The 17297-nt window shown below is 72.9% G+C and carries 15 protein-coding genes; 5 read left to right on the top strand and 10 right to left on the bottom strand.

Annotation, left to right across the window (positions count from 1 at the left end):
* Positions 1–2 precede the first annotated feature (2 nt).
* Positions 3–1715: a hypothetical protein gene (locus tag ACFPIH_RS44310; protein ID WP_381177002.1), complete on the bottom strand. Its 1713-nt coding sequence runs from the start codon at positions 1713–1715 to the stop codon at positions 3–5.
* Between the two features lie 200 nt (positions 1716–1915).
* Positions 1916–3301, bottom strand: coding sequence for a transcriptional regulator (locus ACFPIH_RS44305; protein ID WP_381177005.1), 1386 nt, complete (start codon positions 3299–3301; stop codon positions 1916–1918).
* Between the two features lie 267 nt (positions 3302–3568).
* Here ACFPIH_RS44305 and ACFPIH_RS44300 point away from each other — a divergent pair, with 267 nt between their 5' ends.
* The 3 genes from ACFPIH_RS44300 (at position 3569) to ACFPIH_RS44290 (ending at position 6676) form a co-directional block, all read left to right on the top strand.
* Positions 3569–4231, top strand: a complete 663-nt coding sequence (locus tag ACFPIH_RS44300; RefSeq protein WP_381177007.1) for a bifunctional DNA primase/polymerase — start codon at positions 3569–3571, stop codon at positions 4229–4231.
* Between the two features lie 85 nt (positions 4232–4316).
* Positions 4317–5090, top strand: coding sequence for an ABC transporter ATP-binding protein (locus ACFPIH_RS44295; RefSeq protein WP_381177010.1), 774 nt, complete (start codon positions 4317–4319; stop codon positions 5088–5090).
* Complete coding sequence (locus tag ACFPIH_RS44290; RefSeq protein ID WP_381177013.1) at positions 5087–6676, top strand: transporter; 1590 nt, start codon at positions 5087–5089, stop codon at positions 6674–6676. The genes ACFPIH_RS44295 and ACFPIH_RS44290 overlap by 4 nt, the downstream gene beginning before the upstream one ends.
* A gap of 22 nt (positions 6677–6698) precedes the next feature.
* Here ACFPIH_RS44290 and ACFPIH_RS44285 read toward each other — a convergent pair whose 3' ends face one another.
* Both ACFPIH_RS44285 and ACFPIH_RS44280 read right to left on the bottom strand, forming a co-directional pair.
* Positions 6699–7646, bottom strand: coding sequence for an alpha/beta fold hydrolase (locus tag ACFPIH_RS44285; protein WP_381177016.1), 948 nt, complete (start codon positions 7644–7646; stop codon positions 6699–6701).
* A gap of 497 nt (positions 7647–8143) precedes the next feature.
* Positions 8144–8836, bottom strand: coding sequence for a metal-dependent transcriptional regulator (locus ACFPIH_RS44280; RefSeq protein ID WP_067020955.1), 693 nt, complete (start codon positions 8834–8836; stop codon positions 8144–8146).
* A gap of 246 nt (positions 8837–9082) precedes the next feature.
* Here ACFPIH_RS44280 and ACFPIH_RS44275 point away from each other — a divergent pair, with 246 nt between their 5' ends.
* Positions 9083–9865, top strand: a complete 783-nt coding sequence (locus tag ACFPIH_RS44275; RefSeq protein WP_381177020.1) for an SIS domain-containing protein — start codon at positions 9083–9085, stop codon at positions 9863–9865.
* A 9-nt stretch (positions 9866–9874) separates the two neighbouring features.
* On the opposite strand, the gene ACFPIH_RS44270 is transcribed toward ACFPIH_RS44275, so the two are convergent.
* Both ACFPIH_RS44270 and ACFPIH_RS44265 read right to left on the bottom strand, forming a co-directional pair.
* The gene (locus tag ACFPIH_RS44270) at positions 9875–11305 is read right to left on the bottom strand and encodes a PAS domain-containing protein (protein WP_381177023.1); all 1431 of its coding nucleotides are present in this window, start codon (positions 11303–11305) and stop codon (positions 9875–9877) included.
* 471 nt (positions 11306–11776) lie between these two features.
* Positions 11777–12877 carry a citrate synthase 2 gene (locus ACFPIH_RS44265; RefSeq protein ID WP_381177026.1) on the bottom strand — a complete coding sequence of 367 codons (1101 nt, stop codon included), beginning with the start codon at positions 12875–12877 and terminating at the stop codon, positions 11777–11779.
* A 268-nt stretch (positions 12878–13145) separates the two neighbouring features.
* On the opposite strand from ACFPIH_RS44265, the gene pdxH reads away from it, so the two are divergent.
* Positions 13146–13775, top strand: coding sequence for a pyridoxamine 5'-phosphate oxidase (gene pdxH / locus ACFPIH_RS44260; protein ID WP_381177310.1), 630 nt, complete (start codon positions 13146–13148; stop codon positions 13773–13775).
* Positions 13776–13805: 30 nt separating this feature from the next.
* On the opposite strand, the gene ACFPIH_RS44255 is transcribed toward pdxH, so the two are convergent.
* Genes ACFPIH_RS44255 through ACFPIH_RS44240 form a run of 4 tightly spaced genes read right to left on the bottom strand, consistent with a single transcriptional unit; the run spans position 13806 to position 17287 of the window.
* A complete protein-coding gene (locus ACFPIH_RS44255; RefSeq protein WP_381177029.1) occupies positions 13806–14357 on the bottom strand; it encodes a hypothetical protein in 552 nt (183 codons plus the stop codon).
* A gap of 10 nt (positions 14358–14367) precedes the next feature.
* Complete coding sequence (locus ACFPIH_RS44250) at positions 14368–14988, bottom strand: TetR/AcrR family transcriptional regulator (protein ID WP_381177032.1); 621 nt, start codon at positions 14986–14988, stop codon at positions 14368–14370.
* Positions 14976–15716 carry an enoyl-CoA hydratase family protein gene (locus ACFPIH_RS44245; RefSeq protein ID WP_381177035.1) on the bottom strand — a complete coding sequence of 247 codons (741 nt, stop codon included), beginning with the start codon at positions 15714–15716 and terminating at the stop codon, positions 14976–14978. Before ACFPIH_RS44245 ends, ACFPIH_RS44250 begins: the two co-directional genes overlap by 13 nt.
* Positions 15713–17287, bottom strand: coding sequence for a 4-coumarate--CoA ligase family protein (locus tag ACFPIH_RS44240; RefSeq protein ID WP_381177038.1), 1575 nt, complete (start codon positions 17285–17287; stop codon positions 15713–15715). Before ACFPIH_RS44240 ends, ACFPIH_RS44245 begins: the two co-directional genes overlap by 4 nt.
* Positions 17288–17297: the final 10 nt, after the last annotated feature.

Raw genomic sequence — 17297 nt, 5'->3', positions numbered from 1 at the left:
GGTCACAACTGCGTGGGCTGGCGCTGGGTCAGGCCGTACGTCTTCGCGATCGCGTTCCACAGTTTGGCCGCCTCCGCCTTGCGGGCGCTGGCGGTGCCGCTCTCGCGGTTGCCGGCCTGGGTCTCGGCGGTCGTGCGGGCGGCGCCCTTCCGGCAGTTCTTGCGCTTGTTGCCGGCCACCTGGTCGGCCCAGGCCGCGTAGTGGTTGTCGGCCGCCGCGGACGCCTGCCACGCCTTGGTGAGCGCGGATGTCAGCGCCGCGTGGTCCGGCAGCTGGTCGACGGAGAGCCCGGACAGCTTCGTCACCAGGCCGGTGCGCTGGCCGGCCGCGTCCCGCAGGTCCGCGGCGGCCTGGGGGAGGTTGTCGCAGGTCTTCACCGAGGCCACCGCGCTGATCACGCTGGCCCGGCTGCTGCCGCTGTCCGCGAGCAGCTTGTCCAGGGCGACCGCCTGATCCTTGGCCGCGTCCGAGGACGCCGACTCGCCGGTCGCGGGGGCCGACGCGGCGACGGTCTTGTTCGCGCCCTGGTCGTCCCCGCCCCCGCCGCCGAGCAGCGCGCCCGCGCCGATGCCCACGGCCGCGAGAACGACGCCGATCCCCGCGAACAGGGGGACCCGCGAGCGGCTCCCGCCGCCCCGGCCGCCGTCGTGGTCGTCGTCGCGTGCGGGCGGCATGTAGGCGGGCTGGGGGGCGCGGGCGGCCGGGCGGGCGCCGTAGCCCTGCGGGCCACCGCCGCCGTACCCGGGGGGCTCCGGCTCGGAGAACCGCGGGAGCTGCTGCGTGGCCCCGGCGGGGCTCTCGCCGCCGCGGAAGAGGTTCTCGAACCCGGCCGGCGGCTGCGCCTGCGCGCCGACCGGCGGGATGTACTGGGTGGCCTCGGCGTCGGGATGCCCCGCGCCCGGCATCGGACCCGGGTTGCGCTGCGCGCCGCCCCCGGTCCCCAGGAAGTGCGTCGACTCGGCCGGCGTCTCGGGCGGCAGCGCGCCCGGTCCGACCGGCGGAAGGAACTGCGTCGCCCCCTCGTCGGCGGCGGGCGCCGCGGGCACGGGCGGTATGTACTGGGTACGCGCGTCGTCAGCCGGTACCGGCGGTATGTACTGGGTGGCGCCCTCGTCGACGGCGGGCGGCAACGGCATACCGGGGGTGCCCTGCCCGTAGGAACCGTAGCCCTGCGGCTGCTGCCCATAGCTGTCGTACGGCTGCTGCGGCTGTTGTGGCTGCTGCTGCGGTTGTTGCGGCTGCTGAGGTCCGCCTTGGCCGTACGACGGTGTCTGCGCCGGCGGCAGGGCGTCGTGGCCGTACGACGGTGCGGGCGCCGGCGGCTGGGCGGCCTCGGGCGGGAGGGGGCCCGCGCCCCAGGCGTCGGGCTGCTGGGTGCCCCACTGCTGCTGGTCCGCGGGCAGGGGCCAGCTCTGCTCCGGCTGCGGGGCGGGCGGCTGCTGGTCGGGTCCCCAGGACCCGCCCCAGGTCTGCCCGCCGGCCGGCGCCTGCTGCCCGTACGGCGGGGCGTCGTGCTGCCCTCCGACGGGGCTGCCCTGCTGGGCGCCCTGCTGCTGGGCGTCGTACCGCTCCGGGGGGCGCCCGGAGGGGGAGACCGGCTGGGAGCCGCTCGTCGTCATGCCCGGGAACAGGGGCTCGCCCCCGTCGGAGGGCAGCACGATGCCTTCGCGCGCGGGCCGCGCCGAGGGCTCCTCGCCCTGTCCACTCTGCGTCACCGGGACTCCTACGAATGGGGGACTGTCGGAAACGTCGGCTCACGCTACCGGGTACCCGGAACCCCGTGCCACGCAGCTCAGGACGTGACCTCCCTCCCAGTGACATCGGTAACACGACCGGAGCGCCGCCTGCCGCGCCCGTCGCTCCCCGAGGGGGAAAGCGCGTTTCCCCCGCGTTCACTCGGCGGCGCCCCGTCCGTTCACGCCGCGGTCTGCAACTCCAGCCGCGCCCCGAACTCCCGCACCACCGGCTCCTCCCCGTACGGCTCCAGCCGCTGCTGGAGGTCCTCCAGGTACTCCGCGCCCCGGTTGGAGCGCAGGGTCTCGAGGAGCTCGACCGCCTTGAGGCCGGTGTTGCAGGCCTGCTCCACCTCGCGCTGCTGCACCTGCGCGGTGGCGAGGAGGACGTACCCGATGGCCCGGCGCCGCGCCCGGCTCTCCGGGTGCCCGGCCAGCGACTGCTCGGCACACCGCGCCGCCGCCTCGGCCTGGCCCAGGTCACGGTGGCAGTGCGCCAACTCGTCGGCCAGATAGGCCTCGTCGAAGTGCGCGATCCACGCCTGGTCGTCCCCCGAGGACGGATCGGCCGCCTCCAGCGCCGACACCGCCCGGCCGGACGCCAGCTGCGTCGCCCGTACGTCGCCCATCAGCGCGTGACCGCGGGCCTCCGCCGCGAGGAACATCGCCTCCGCGCGCGGAGTGACCCGCCCCCGTGCCCCTTCCTGCGCCGCGCGCGCCAACTGCGCGATCTCGCGCGGGTTTCCGAGCTGGGCGGCGAGATGGCTCATGGACGCGGCGAGGACGTAACCGCCGTAGCCGCGGTCGCCCGCCGCCTGGGCGAGGCGCAGCGCCTGGATGTAGTAGCGCTGGGCCAGGCCCGGTTGGCCGGTGTCGACGGCCATGTACCCGGCGAGCTCCGTCAACCGGGCCACGGCGGCGAAGAGTTCCCGGCCCACCGCCTCCCGGTAGGAGCCGGCCAGCAGCCCCGAGACGACGCTGTTGAGGTAGTGCACGACGACGGGGCGGACATGCCCGCTGCCGTACTGGTGGTCGAGGTCGACCAGCGCCTGGGTCATCGCCTTCACCGCCGACACGTCGGACAGACCCACCCGCGGTCCCGCCGACCGCGCCACCTGGGCGTCGGGCGACGAGATCAGCCAGTCGCGGCTGGGCTCCACCAGCGCCGAGGCGGCGACGGACGAACCGGAGAGGAAGTCACGGCGGCCCACATCGCTGCGCCACAGCTCGCACACCTGCTCGATGGCACCCAGTACGGTCGGCGAGAACTGGAGTCCGACACCCGAGGCGAGGTTCTTGCCGTTGGCCATGCCGATCTCGTCGATCGTGACCGTACGGCCGAGCTTGCGGCCGAGGGCCTCGGCGATGATCGCCGGGGCGCGCCCGCGCGGCTGCTGTCCGCGCAGCCAACGGGCCACGGACGTCTTGTCGTAGCGCAGGTCGAGTCCGTGTTCGGCGCCGCACATGTTCACTCGGCGGGCCAGCCCGGCGTTCGAGCACCCCGCCTCCTGGATGAGCGCCTGCAGCCGTTCGTTCGGCTGCCGCGCGACTAGAGGCCTTGCGGCCATGGGCACTACCCCCTGTGGAGTTCCGCACCGAGAAGTTCCGGCCGAGAAGATCAATGCCCCACGGACATAACGAAAATGCGAGGCATGAGAGGATTGCCGAGTATTTCCTGGTTACCGGCGGAAGCCCGCCCCCCACCCGTGGTTACCCGCTACCGCGCCCGTTCCTTCCACGCGCCCCCTCGCATGCACCCATGCGCCCCGGACGCTGAACCGATGCTCCTCCCCCGCGCACGCTGGCATGCGTAACCCCCGGTGACCGCTAGAGTTGTGCTCACCGTGGAAGAGACCATTGCGGGCGCCGACGCCACTCAAATCCCGAAGCAGCGCGGGGAATCGCTGCTGGACACCGCCGTTCGCTACGCCGAGGAGCGTCATTGGGACGTCTTCCCCGGCACTTGGCTGGAAGCCGTCGACGGAGTGCAGCGCTGCTCCTGCGACTCCGCCACCTGCCCCGCTCCGGGCGCGCATCCCACCCGCCCCGACTGGGCGGGCCAGGCGACGGGCAGCGCGACCGTCGCACGGCGGATGTGGCAGAAACAGCCGAACGCGTCGATCCTGCTGCCCACCGGGCGCACCTTCGACGCGATCTCCGTCCCTGAGACCGCCGGGTTCCTCGCGCTGGCACGGATGCAGCGGATGGAGCTGACGCTCGGTCCGGTCACGCTGACGCCGGACCGGCGGATGCATTTCTTCGTTCTCACCGGGGCTTCGGCGAAGGTGCCCGATCTGGTGCGCAAGCTGGGGTGGTCGATCGGGGCGCTTGATCTCGTGACGCTGGCGGAGGGCGCGTATGTGGCCGCGCCGCCCACGCGGTTCGGGTCCCGGGGGGCCGTGCAGTGGGCCTGTCGGCCCACGGCTGCGAACCGGTGGCTGCCGGATGCGGAGGAGTTGATCTCGCCGCTCACGTATGCGTGCGGCAGGGATCGATAGCCGTTTTCGGGTGCGGGCCCGTCGTGGTTGCTCGCGCAGTTCCCCGCGCCCCTTCAGGGCGCTTGTCGCACCGTAGGGTTCCACCATGACGTCCGTACGCGTGCGTGGGCTCTGGAAGCGGTTTGGGCAGCAAGTGGCTGTTGCCGGGATCGATCTCGATCTGCCCTCCGGGAAGTTCATCGGGCTCGTGGGGCCGAACGGGGCCGGGAAGACCACCACGCTCTCGATGGTGACCGGGCTGCTGCGGCCCGACCAGGGGTCCGTGGAGGTCGTCGGGCATGACGTGTGGCGGGACCCGGTCGAGGTGAAGGCCCGGATCGGGGTACTGCCGGAGGGGCTACGGCTGTTCGAGCGGCTGTCGGGGCGGGAGCTGCTCGGGTACAGCGGGCGGCTGCGGGGGCTGCCCGGCGCCGAGGTGGACAAGCGGGCCACCCAACTGCTCGACGTCCTCGACCTGGCCGGCGCCCAGCACAAGCTCGTCGTCGACTACTCGACCGGCATGCGGAAGAAGATCGGGCTCGCCGCCGCGCTCCTCCACAATCCCGAAGTGCTCTTCCTCGACGAGCCGTTCGAGGGTGTCGACCCCGTCTCCGCGCAGACCATCCGCGGTGTTCTCGAGCGGTACACGGCCTCCGGCGCCACCGTCGTCTTCTCCTCCCATGTCATGGAACTCGTCGAGTCGCTGTGCGACTGGGTGGCCGTGATGGCCGCCGGGCGGATCCGGGCCCACGGGACGCTGGAGGAGGTCCGCGGGGACGCTCCCTCGCTCCAGCGGGCGTTCCTGGAGCTGGTGGGCGCGCAGGGCCGCGACACCGGATCCGATCTGGACTGGCTCGGCGGCGGCGGGGCGCGCCGATGACTCCGCTGACCTCCACCGTCGTACAGCTGAAGCTGTCGCTGCTGCGCAACGGGCTGCGGCGGTCCGGTGGGCGGCGGGCCGCGTACGTCGCCTCCGCGGTGCTCGTTCTGCTGTTCGCGGTGTTGCAGCTCGTCGGGCTGATCGCGTTGCGGGGGCATGCGCATGCCGACTCGCTCGTGGTGGTGCTGATGGCGGTGCTGGGGCTGGGGTGGGCGGTGATGCCGCTGTTCTTCCCCAGCGGGGACGAGACGCTGGACCCCACCCGGCTGGTGATGCTGCCGCTGCGGCCCCGGCCGCTGGTGTGGGCGCTGCTGACGGCCTCGCTGGTGGGAATCGGGCCGCTGTTCACGGCGCTGCTGCTGGTGGGGTCGGTGGTCGCGGTGGCGCACGGGACGGCGGCGTACGTCGTCGCGGTCGTGGGTGTCGTGCTGGGGCTGCTGGTGTGCGTGGCGCTCGCGCGGGCCGTCGCCGCCGCCAACATCCGGCTGCTGACCAGCCGCAGGGGGCGCGATCTGGCGGTGCTGAGCGGGCTGGTCATCGCGGTGGGCGCGCAGGTCGTCAACTTCGGTGCGCAGCGCCTCGGCGTGTCCGGGCTCGGCGAACTCGATCCGGTGGCCGACGTGCTGCGCTGGCTGCCGCCCGCCTCCGCGGTGGGTGCGGTGGACTCGGTGAGCGAGGGCGCGTACGGCACGGCGGTGGCCCAACTGGCCGTCAGTGCCGGGGTGCTGGCGCTGCTGGTCGCGATGTGGACGCGGAGCCTGACGCGGCTGATGACCTCGCCGGACGCCTCCACCCTGTACGGCGCGGAGCCGGCCGCGCGGGAGAAGGGGAGCGCGGCCGGTCTGGCGCGGCTGCTGCCGGGCGGACGGACCGGCACCGTGATGGAGCGCAGCCTGCGTTATGTCTGGCGCGACCCGAAGACGAAGGCGGCCTGGGTGACGTCCCTGGCGATCGGGCTGATCGTGCCCGTGTTCAACGCGCTCCAGGGCACCGGCTCGATCTACTTCGCCTGCTTCGCCGCCGGGATGCTCGGCATCCAGATGTACAACCAGTTCGGCCAGGACACCTCCGCGTTCTGGATGGTCGCGTCGACGATCTCGTCCGCCCGGGACGCGTACGTCGAACTACGCGCGCGTGCCCTCGCCCTGCTGGTGATCACCCTGCCGTACGCGACGCTGGTCACCGTGGTGACGACCGCGCTGCTCGGGGACTGGCCCAAGCTGCCCGAGGCGCTGGGGCTGTCGCTCGCCCTGCTCGGCGCGATGCTGGCGACCGGCGCCTGGACGTCGGCCCGCTTCCCCTACTCGATCCCCCAGGAGGGCTACAAGAACGTCGCCCCGGGGCAGACCGGGCTCGCCTGGATCGCCGTCTTCGGCGGGATGGTCGCGGCGGCCCTGCTGTGCGCGCCCGTCATCGCGGCCACGATCTGGCTGAACGTGAGCGCGGGCGGCGACGCGTGGACCTGGGTGCTGCTGCCGGCGGGCGCGGCGTACGGGACGGCGATCACCCTGCTGGGCCTGCGCCTGGCGGCACCGCGTACGGCGGACCGGCTGCCGGAGATCCTGATGGCGGTGAGCAAGGGCTGAACCCTGTGGGCTCGTGGGGGCTCTACGGGCTCTGTGGTGTGGCGAGCGCGGCTTCCAGGAACGGCTCGATGGCCGCCCGCCAGGCCTCCGGCTGGTCGTAGTGCACCAGGTGCCCCGCGTCGGCCACCTCCGCGTACTCCCCGGACGGCAGCACCCGCACCATCTCCTGTGCCTCCGCCCGCCCCAGCTCGCCGTCCAGGCCGCGTACGACCAGCGCGGGGCAGCGGACCTGGGTCAGCTCCTCCCAGTGCGCGTCGTGGACCCAGGTCTCGCGGGACTTCAGCATCTGCTCGGGCTCGAAGACGGGCCGCCAGCCGTCGGACGACTCGTGCATCACCTCGGCGTAGAACTCGCCGCGGGAGGGGTTCGGACGCTCCACCCAGGGGTCGTCCTCGCCGAAGAACCTGCGGACGTCGGCCAGTGTGGCGAAGGGGAGGGGCCAGGACTTGAACCAGTCGGCCCACTCGCGCTGTGTGGCTCCCCCGAGGGCGGAGGCGCGCATGTCGCAGATGACCACCCCGCGCACCAGGTCGGGGCGTTTCGCGGCGAGCTGCCAGGCGGTCAGCGCGCCCATGGCGTGTCCGATGAGGACCGCCGGGGCGAGGCCGAGCTGTTCGAGGGCGGCCTCCGCGTCCTCGACGTAGGCCTCGCGGGTGAAGGCGGCCTCGGGGGGCTTCTCGCTCTGGCCGTGGCCGCGCTGGTCGAGGGCGATGGCGCGGTGCCGCTCGGAGAGCCAGCGGGCGGTGGACGCCCAGTGCGAGGCGCGGCCCATCAGGCCGTGCAGTAACAGGACGCCGGAGGACAGCCCGGCCTCGGCCGTGGCTTCCTGCCCTCCCCGGGATCCCGTGGACTGCGCCGGGATCATCGCGTGCGCCCCGCTGTCGGCCGGGTCGCCCTTGGGCGGGTCCCCGAACTCCCATGCCGCCAGGCGTACGCCCCCCGCCCCGGTCACGTCGATGCGTCGCGCCACAGTTCTGGCACCCCCCTGACCCTCGTACCCGTTGTGCTGCCTTCAGACGTCGAATCACACGCAGGCTATCGAATACCCTTTCGAGATAGGCACTCTCCGCAAGCAACACCCCTCGTTCGAGTGACCCCGTTCGAGGAATGATCGCCGCTGTCGAGGGGAGATCTTCAGCGGGAGGCGGACCGCTCGGGGAAACCGGTCCGAGGGGAACGACCTTGAGAGCTCGGGGCTCCAGGTCGAAACAGGGGAGGACAGGCCCCGGTGCCGTACGGCACCGGGGCCCTCTCCTTGTCTGCGGCGTCCGCGGCACACCATCCCCGCCCCCCTCAGGTCATATGCCTCACGCGACAGCGTGGCACGGGAAGCCCGTGCGCGCTGCCATTCGGCACAGGGAATCTGCGATTCGACGACATCGCCGGAGCGCCTCAACTGCCCCAGCAGCCCCAGGAGTTGAACATCGCTCAGCATTTCAACAAACGCCGGCGAGCGGGTGGCATCGCTCAGCGCTTGGCGACGAACACATGGGACGCGACGTCCGCCTCCAGCTCGGCCGCCTCGCCGCCGCTGCCGACCAGCACCCCGCCCGCCGACTCCGTCACGCTCACCACCGAACCGGGCTGCACGCCCGCGCGGCGCAGCGTGTACATCAGCTGCGCGTCCGTCTGGATCGGCTCGCCGATCCTGCGTACGACGACCGTCTTGCCCTCCAGGCCCGGGTCGAGGTCGGCCAGCGAGACCATGCCCTCGTCCAGGAACGGATCGGCGCCGTCCTTCTCGCCCAGCTCCTCGAGACCCGGGATCGGATTGCCGTACGGCGACTCGGTGGGGTGCCGCAGCAGCTCCAGGACGCGGCGCTCCACCGCCTCGCTCATCACGTGCTCCCAGCGGCACGCCTCGGCGTGGACCTGCTCCCACTCCAGGCCGATCACGTCGACGAGGAGACACTCGGCGAGACGGTGCTTGCGCATCACGCGCGTGGCCAGCCGGCGGCCCTCGTCCGTGAGCTCCAGGTGCCGGTCGCTGGCCACGGAGACCAGGCCGTCGCGCTCCATGCGCGCCACCGTCTGGCTGACCGTCGGCCCGCTCTGGTCGAGCCGCTCGGCGATCCGGGCGCGCATGGGGACCACACCTTCCTCCTCCAGCTCGAGGATGGTGCGGAGATACATCTCCGTGGTGTCGATCAGTCCGGACATTCGTGCCCCTTGATGAGATCTGCCGAAGGCTCGACGGCTTTCCGGCGCGTGCGCTGGCCCTGGCCTCAATTCTGCCGGATACCACTGACAAGCGTGCCGCGCCGTTGAAACGAGGACGTTACGCCGGTGCGCGGGGCGATGCGACGGCCGACCGGCAGGCGTATTGACAGCGCACTGGTCCAGACCGCACGGTGATCCGCGACACGGACGTGGACACACACCGATCACGGCGAAGGGGCTTCTCGGATGAGCGACCGCAGTGCCACCGGCGGCTCCGGCGATCGCACGCTCGCCGCGCGGTTCTTCGATGCCGCCATCGAGCTGCTGCGGCGGGTCGGCGACGAAGAGGCCGAGGCGGTCGAGGCCGCCGGTTCGCTCCTCGCCGACACCGTGGCGGACGGCGGCCGGCTCTTCGCCTTCGGTGCCGGGCACTCGTCGCTCGCCGCCCAGGACGTCGTCTACCGCGCGGGCGGGCTCGCCCTGATGAATCTGCTCGCGGTGCCGGGCGTCGTGGGCGTCGACGTCGTACCCGCCACGCTCGGCTCCGCCCTGGAGCGCGTGGAGGGCCTCGCGGGCGCCGTCCTGGACACCTCGCCGGCCCGCGCGGGCGACGCCCTGGTGATCATCTCGCTGTCCGGCCGCAACGCCCTGCCCGTGGAGATGGCCCTGAACGCCCGCGCCCTGGGCATGAAGGTCATCGGCGTGACCTCGGTGGCGTACGCCGCGCAGACGAAGTCCCGGCACGCCTCGGGGACGTTCCTCAAGGACCACTGCGACGTCGTACTGGACTCGAAGATCGCGGTCGGCGACGCCGAGCTCACCCTGGACGCCGTCCCGGCGCCGTTCGCGCCCGCCTCCACGGTCGTCACCTCGGCGCTCCTCCAGGCCGTCATGGCCACCGCCGCCGGCTCCCTCGCCGACCGCGGCATCGAGCCCCCGCTCCTGCGCTCGGGCAACGTGGACGGCGGCCACGACTGGAACGGCCGCGTGATGGAGGAGTACGGCGACCGGATCTTCTACCGGCACTGACCGGATCCCCTACCCGTCCGCCAGCTCGACCAGGTCGGCCAGGTCGAGGGCCGCCGCCATACGGACGGCGACGTCCTCGGCGTAGGTCGCGTCGGAGCGTTCGAAGGGGGTACGGCCCGCGCCGCGCAGGAAGGTCACCACGCCCAGCGTGCGGCCACGGCTGCGCAGGACCGCGCACAGGGCGTGCACGGTGTCCTCGGGCCACTTGCGCGCCCGCGCCCACTCCCTGGCCTCCTCCGGCGCCACGGCCCCGGCGGCGGCCCGTACCGAACCGGCCCGGGCGACGCACTGGAGCGCCGGATGGCTCTCCGCGTACCGGACGGGCAGACCGGCGTGTCCGGTGAGCGCGCTGGGCCCCGGCCCGCCGGACGGGGTGGCCGCGACCCGCACCAGCCGCATCGGAGGGGCCGCGGGGTCCCCGTCGGCCGTCGGCCCGCCCGCGACGCGGTCGATCAGGGCGTGGTCGGCGAACCCGGCGAGCGCGAAGTCGAGGTGGACGGTGGCCGCCTCCGCGGGGTCCTCGCACTCGGCCGCCGCGCGGGCCGCCCGGTGCAGCTGGTTGGTGCGGAAGCGCAGCAGGGCCGCCTCCTGCTCGCCCTGCTTGGCCTCCGTGACGTCCTGGAAGAGCCAGCCGACACCGAGCGGCACCGGCTCCTCGGCGAGCGGCGAGGCCAGCCGCAGGAAGCCGCTGCGCCAGCAGCGCCGCTTCTCGCCCTCCGGGGTGCGCACCCCGACCCACACCTCGGCGGGGGCCGGCGGAGCGCCCTCGGCGAGAACGTGCGTCAGCGCGTTCTCCAGCTCCTCCACGCCCCGGGTGAGCAGTTCCCCCAACGGGCGCCCCAGGACGGCCGTACGCCCCGTCCCGAGCGCGCGGGCGGCGTGCGCGTTGACCACGGCGGGCCGCAGATCGGCGTCGACGAGGACGACCCCCCACGACGCGTCGTCGAACAGGGCCTCGCTGAGCGCGATGGACCGCTCGAGGTCGATCTGCGCGTGCACCTCGCTGAAGGCGCAGTACAGGCCCGCGGGCTTGCCGTCGGGCCCCCGCACGGCGGCGGACTGGGTCCGTACGAGCACCCGCCCGCCGTCCTTGGTCAGCAGCGCGAACTCGTGCACCTGACGCCCGGCGGCGTGCATGGCCGCCATGAGGCGGCTCTCCACCTCCTCGGCGTCCGCCTCGCGCACGGCCCACCCGGCGAAGCCCTGTCGCCCCACCGCTTCCGCCGCGCTCCATCCGAGGATGCGCTCGGCCTCACGGTTCCAATGGGTGACGACGCCGTCCGCGTCGAAGGCGCACAGCGCCGCGTCCATGCCGTCGAGCAGCGCGGCCAGCAGGTCCGCGCCGTCGGGCCCGCCAGGACCGTCGGGACCGCCGTCCGGCTGCTCGGGCTCGTCCGGCCCCAGCTCGTCGGTGGTCCCACTACGCCGGGAAGCACTCACCTGGACCCCCTGCAGGTTCGCTCACTTGCCCTCATTCAACTGGAACGTGACGCAGCCCACATATGGTTCCCGCAAGATTGCATGGCAATCGTTGTACCGCCGCGCCCCACAGGCCCGGGCAAGAGCCTCAGGTCGCCCCATTCCGCCGCCGCGTCGTCCCGTCGTCCCGCCGTCGGAAAAAAGAGTTGATTGGCGGTCCGGGGGTTCTTAGGGTGCCTGTTACACGGTGAGAGGAGGTGATCCGGTTCATGAGTGAAACCCGGACGCGTGAGGTGACTGCGGGCTAGCGGCCCGTCGTCAGACTCCGTTCGACGCCGGACCAGCGTGTGCCTGACACGCGCAGCCGGCCAGTTCAACGCAGTCACCCGACCCGCGAGCCGCCGGTACGTCCGGCCGGCCCCTCCCCCTGGGAGGGCCCAGGCTCGCGGGTCGTCTGCGTTTTCGGCGCGCGACCGCGGCGACTGCCGGGACTCAGTGGGCGATGTCGGCGTAGCCCTCGATCGACTGGGGGCCTCGGGTGCCAGGGCCGGTGTAGCGGGCCGAGGGGCGGACCAGGCGGCCGGTGCGCTTCTGCTCCAGGATGTGCGCCGACCAGCCGGCGGTGCGGGCGCAGGTGAACATGGACGTGAACATGTGCGCCGGGACCTCGGCGAAGTCGAGGACGATGGCCGCCCAGAACTCGACGTTCGTGGCCAGGACGCGGTCCGGGCGGCGGGCGTGCAGTTCGGCGAGGGCGGCCTTCTCCAGGGCCTCGGCGACCTCGAAGCGGGGCGCGCCCAGCTCGCGGGCGGTACGGCGCAGGACGCGGGCGCGGGGGTCCTCGGCGCGGTAGACGCGGTGGCCGAAGCCCATCAGGCGCTCGCCCTTGTCGAGGGCCTGCTTGACGTACGCCTCGGCGTCCCCGGTGCGCTCGATCTCCTCGATCATGCCGAGGACGCGGGAGGGGGCGCCGCCGTGCAGCGGGCCGGACATGGCTCCCACGGCACCGGAGAGCGCCGCCGCCACGTCCGCGCCGGTGGAGGCGATGACACGGGCCGTGAAGGTGGACGCGTTCATGCCGTGTTCGGCGGCGCTGGTCCAGTAGGCGTCGACGGCCGCCACGTGCTTGGGGTCGGGCTCGCCGCGCCAGCGGATCATGAAGCGTTCGACGACGGACTGCGCCTTGTCGATCTCGCTCTGCGGGACCATCGGGCGGCCCTGGCCGCGCGCGGACTGGGCGACGTAGGACAGCGCCATGACGGCGGCGCGGGCGAGGTCGTCGCGGGCCTGTTCGGCGTCGATGTCGAGGAGGGGTTTGAGGCCCCAGACGGGCGCGAGCATGGCGAGCGCGGACTGCACGTCGACGCGGATGTCACCGGAATGGACGGGGATCGGGAACGGCTCGGCGGCCGGCAGGCCGGGGTTGAAGGCGCCGTCGACGAGCAGGCCCCAGACGTTGCCGAACGAGACATGGCCGACCAGGTCCTCGATGTCGACGCCCCGGTATCGCAGGGCACCGCCCTCCTTGTCCGGTTCTGCGATCTCCGTCTCGAACGCGACGACTCCTTCGAGTCCGGGTACGAAGTCGGACATGAGGCGGCTCCTCGTGAAGTGTGTGACGGATGTCGCCGGCGGATCCGCGTTCCTGAGGACTCGCGGTCGTGGACGGTCACCCCGGTGGTGCCCGGTTGATGCCCCGTGCGGCCGGTGCTCACGCGTCAGCCTATCTCTGAGTGCCACCTTTGGGGAGTGGTTGCGGCACTGAGTGCCATCTGCTCCGTGGGAGCGGCACGTACGGCAGGATGACCATGTGACCGACGCAGACGCCGCACACTCCGGGCCCGGCCCCGATCCCGCCGCCATGCGCAAGCAGTACCGGGCGGACGGTCTCGCCGAGGAGGAGTTGGCCGGTACCCCCGTGGAGCAGTTCGCACGGTGGTTCGGGCAGGCGGCGACCGAGGCGCATCTGTTCGAGCCGAACGCCATGGTGGTCAGTACGGCCGACGCCGAGGGGCGGCCCAGCTCGCGCACGGTGCTGCTGAAGCAGTTCGACGAGCAGGGCTTCGTCTTCTACACCAACTACGACTCCCGCAAGGCCCGCGATCTCGCGCGCAACCCGTATGTCTCGCTGCTGTTCCCGTGGCATCCGATGGCCCGCCAGGTGATCGTGCGGGGTGTGGCGCGGCGCACCGGGCGGGACGAGACGGCCGCGTACTTCCGGACCCGGCCGCACGGCTCCCAGCTGGGTGCCTGGGCCTCCGCGCAGTCGTCGGTCGTCGCCTCGCGCGCCGATCTGGACACCGCGTACGCCGATCTGGCGGCGCGCTACCCGGAGGGCGAGCAGGTGCCGGTGCCGCCGCACTGGGGCGGTTTCCGTGTCGCGCCGGAGTCCGTGGAGTTCTGGCAGGGCCGTGAGAACCGGCTCCACGACCGGCTGCGGTATATGGCGGAGCCCGACGGCAGCTGGCGCGTGGAGCGGCTCAGTCCCTGAAAACCCGGGCGGACCGGGTGGACCGGGCGGTCACAGCTTGCCCCAGAGGTATGCCGTGCGGTGGCCGTCCAGGAGGTCGGCCAGGTGGGCCCGGAACTCCTCGGTGAGGTCGGGCCAGTTCCAGAATCTCAGGCCGAGGTGACCGAAGGCGAAGGGCGCATCGTCCCAGGCCCAGTCCGGCAGGGGGGTGGGGGCGGCGCAGGCGGGGCAGGGGAGATCGGCCGTACCCGTCTCGCTCCAGGCGGAGATCGCCGCGCTGACACGCGCCCAGCCCTCGGCGTCCAGCGGGGTGCGGGCTCCGCAGCGCGGGCAGACGGCGTGCTCCGGTACGTCGGCGCCGCTGTGGAAGACGCCGCGTCCGGTGTGCACGGCGAGTCCGTCCGACGGCTGCCAGTCCCAGTCGTCGGCCACGGCGCGGTGCCAGTCCGGGCCGGCGGGATGTCCGCCCAGCGCCATGGAGTCGTTCCGTTCGGCCAGGACGACTCCCCCGGCCACGAGCCGCTCGATCAGCCGCCCCGCGAGCCGGGGCGCGTCGGCCTCGCTGACGTCGAGGTCCACGATCACCTGGAAGCAGTCACCCATCGGTCCTCCATCAGTCCAGTGCTCCTTCCAAAAGCCCCGCCCACTGTGCCACCACCCGCTCGCGGCGCCCCCCGTCGTCCGTGAGGAGGTTGGCGAGGCCCAGGCCGCGGGCCATGTCGAGGAGGCCCTGGACGGTTTCGCGGACGCCGGGGCGGGACTCGTCGGCGCCGAGCAGGTCGACGGCTATGCGGTGGGTCTCGCGGCCGACGCGGGCCTCCAGTTCGGTGACGCGGGGGCGTAGCTGGTCCTCGTTGGAGGCGGCCACCCACAGATGGAGGGCGGCGCGGAAGAGGGGGCCGGTGTAGAGGTCGACGAGGGCGGCGACGACCGCCTCGCGGTCGGCGCCGCCCTCGGGGAAGAGGGTGCGCAGCGCGGTCGAGCGTTCCTCGGCGACGTACTCGACGGCCGCGGTGAAGAGGTCCTCGCGGGTGGGGAAGTGGTGCTGGGCGGCGCCCCGGGAGACACCGGCCCGTTCGGCGACGACGGAGACCGTGGAGCCCGCCCAGCCGTGCTCGGCGAGACAGGCCACGGCGGCCTCCAGGAGCCGCTGCCGGGTGGCCCGGCTGCGGTCCTGCTTGGGGCTGCGGTCGGGAACGCGATCGGCGCGGTCGACCGCGCTCACCGTGCCCATGCCGGGTCCCGCCGTTCCAGGAAGGCCGTCATCCCCTCGTGGGCCTGCGGGGTGGCGAACAGCCGGGCCGAGAGCGCGGTGAGGTCCGCCGCGTCCCGGTCGAAGGCCTCCAGCACCCTGGCCGTGAGCAGCCGTTTCGTCTCCGCCAGGCCCTGCGGCGCGGACCGTCGCAGCCCGTCGAGGACGGGTGCGAGTACGACGTCCAGGTCGTCGCCCGCCGTCGTCAGCAGGCCGATCCTGGCCGCCTCGCCGGCGTCGAAGCGCTCGCCGGTGAGGTAGTAGCGGGCGAGGGCGCGGGGGTCGGTGCGCGGGAGGAGGGGGAGTGAGATCACCGCCGGGGCGACTCCTATGCGCACCTCCGTGAAGGCGAAGGTGGACGGTGTCGACGCCGTCGTGATGTCGCAGGCGGCCAGCAGACCGAGACCGCCCGCACGGACATGGCCGTCGACCCGGGCCACCACCGGCTTGGGCAGTTCCACGATCTGCCGCAGCAGGGCCACGTAGGCGTCGGGGGCGGGCGGGTCGCGCAGGTCGGCGCCCGCGCAGAAGGTGCCCCCGGTGTGGGTGAGGACGACCGCGCGGACGTCGGGGTCCTTCCCGCAGTCGGCGAGCGCGTCGGCGAGGCCGGCGACGAGGGCCGAGGTGAGGGCGTTGCGGGTGGCGGGGGAATCGAGGCTGAGCGTCTCGATGCCCCTCGCGCGCGTGCGGCCGATGAGTGCCGTCGTCACGGGGTCTCCGCCTCCCTCAGCTGCCGGCGCAGGATCTTCCCCGAAGCGGCGCGCGGTACCGCGTCGATGAAGGTGACCTGGCGGATCCGCTTGTACGGGGCGACCCGTTCGGCGACGTACATGGCGACCTCTCCCTCGGCGAGATCCGGGGCGGTGGGGCGGCGGACCACGAAGGCGTGCGGCACCTCGTTGCCGTCGTCGTTGTAGGCGCCGATGACGGCCGCGTCCGCGATGGCGGGGTGGGTGAGCAGCAGGGCCTCCAGTTCGGCGGGGGCCACCTGGAAGCCCTTGTACTTGATGAGTTCCTTGACGCGGTCGACGACGAACAGCCAGCCGCCCTCCTCGACCCGCCCTATGTCGCCGGTGTGCAGCCAGCCGTCGGTGTCGATCATGGCGGCGGTGGCGTCGGGGCGGCCCCGGTAGCCCTTCATGACCTGCGGTCCCCGGATGAGTATCTCGCCGGTCCCGCCGACGCCGAGGTCCTGGTCGGGGTCGTCGAGGGACACGATCCGCATCTCGGTGCCCGCGATGAGCTTGCCGACCGTCCCGGGCGGGGCCTCGCGCATGGCTTCCAGGGGGACGACGTGGGTGCCCGGGGACAGTTCCGTCATGCCGTACGCCTGGCCGAGCGGCGGCAGGTTCAGACGCTCGGCGCAGGCGGCGGCGAGGCCGGCGTCCAGGGGTGCGGCAGCGCTGATGACGTACCGCACGGACGACAGGTCGTACTGGGCGACCGCCGGGTGCTTGGCCAGGGCGAGGACGATCGGCGGGGCGACGTACAGGGCGGTGATGCGGTGGGTCTGGATGGCCGCGAGATAGGTCTCCAGGTCGAAGCGGGGCAGGACGACGACCGTGGCGCCCTGGCGCAGCGGCGCGTTCATCAGGGCCGTGAGGCCATAGATGTGGAAGAAGGGGAGCACCGCGAGGATGCGGTCACCGGGGCCCATCGGGATCGTCGGCGCCAGCTGGGCGAGGTTGGTGGCGATCTGCCGGTGCGTGAGCATCACGCCCTTGGGAGTGCCGGTGGTACCGGAGGAGTACGGCAGGGCCGCCACGTCCTCGACCGGGTCGATGTCGACGCTCGGCTCGGGGGCGGCCGAGGCCAGCATGTCGATCAGCGAGCGGTGCCCGGGCGCGCTGTCGCAGACGAAGATCTCCGCGATGCCGCCGGCGAGTTCGGCGGCCCGGCGGGCCGTCTGCAGGAACGGCGAGACGGTGACGATCCAGCGGGCGCCACTGTCGTCGAGCTGCTTGGCGAACTCCTCGGCCGTGGCGAGCGGGTGCACGGTGGTGACGGAGGCGCCCGCGCGCGTGGCGGCGTAGAACGCGATCGGGAACGCGACCGTGTTCGGGCTGTGCAGGGCGAGCACGTCGCCTTTGCCGACCCCGGCCTCGGCGAGGGCGGCGGCCACCCGCCGGTGGAAGCGGTCGAGCTGTTCGTAGGTGAGGACCGTGCCGTCCGCGCCGTCGATCAGCGCGGGCGTGTCGCCGAACTCGGAGGCACGGCCCAGCACCGCCTCGTGGATGGGGAGTTCTACGGGCGGGACGTCTGCGTACTCGCTGCGGAACACGGTTCCTCCA

Origin of the sequence: Streptomyces vulcanius, assembly GCF_042653945.1 — a bacterium.
Lineage (GTDB): Bacteria > Actinomycetota > Actinomycetes > Streptomycetales > Streptomycetaceae > Streptomyces > Streptomyces mangrovi.
Note: the sequence above shows the minus strand (reverse complement) of the source record. Positions and strands in the feature narration are given on the sequence as shown.

Coding starts and splice junctions, on each gene's coding strand:
- ACFPIH_RS44280 (WP_067020955.1), bottom strand. CDS start 8,836: ATGTCCGGACTGATCGACACCACGGAGATGTATCTCCGCACCATCCTC.
- ACFPIH_RS44275 (WP_381177020.1), top strand. CDS start 9,083: ATGAGCGACCGCAGTGCCACCGGCGGCTCCGGCGATCGCACGCTCGCC.
- ACFPIH_RS44295 (WP_381177010.1), top strand. CDS start 4,317: ATGACGTCCGTACGCGTGCGTGGGCTCTGGAAGCGGTTTGGGCAGCAA.
- ACFPIH_RS44255 (WP_381177029.1), bottom strand. CDS start 14,357: ATGGGTGACTGCTTCCAGGTGATCGTGGACCTCGACGTCAGCGAGGCC.
- ACFPIH_RS44305 (WP_381177005.1), bottom strand. CDS start 3,301: ATGGCCGCAAGGCCTCTAGTCGCGCGGCAGCCGAACGAACGGCTGCAG.
- ACFPIH_RS44290 (WP_381177013.1), top strand. CDS start 5,087: ATGACTCCGCTGACCTCCACCGTCGTACAGCTGAAGCTGTCGCTGCTG.
- ACFPIH_RS44265 (WP_381177026.1), bottom strand. CDS start 12,877: ATGTCCGACTTCGTACCCGGACTCGAAGGAGTCGTCGCGTTCGAGACG.
- ACFPIH_RS44250 (WP_381177032.1), bottom strand. CDS start 14,988: ATGGGCACGGTGAGCGCGGTCGACCGCGCCGATCGCGTTCCCGACCGC.
- pdxH (WP_381177310.1), top strand. CDS start 13,146: ATGCGCAAGCAGTACCGGGCGGACGGTCTCGCCGAGGAGGAGTTGGCC.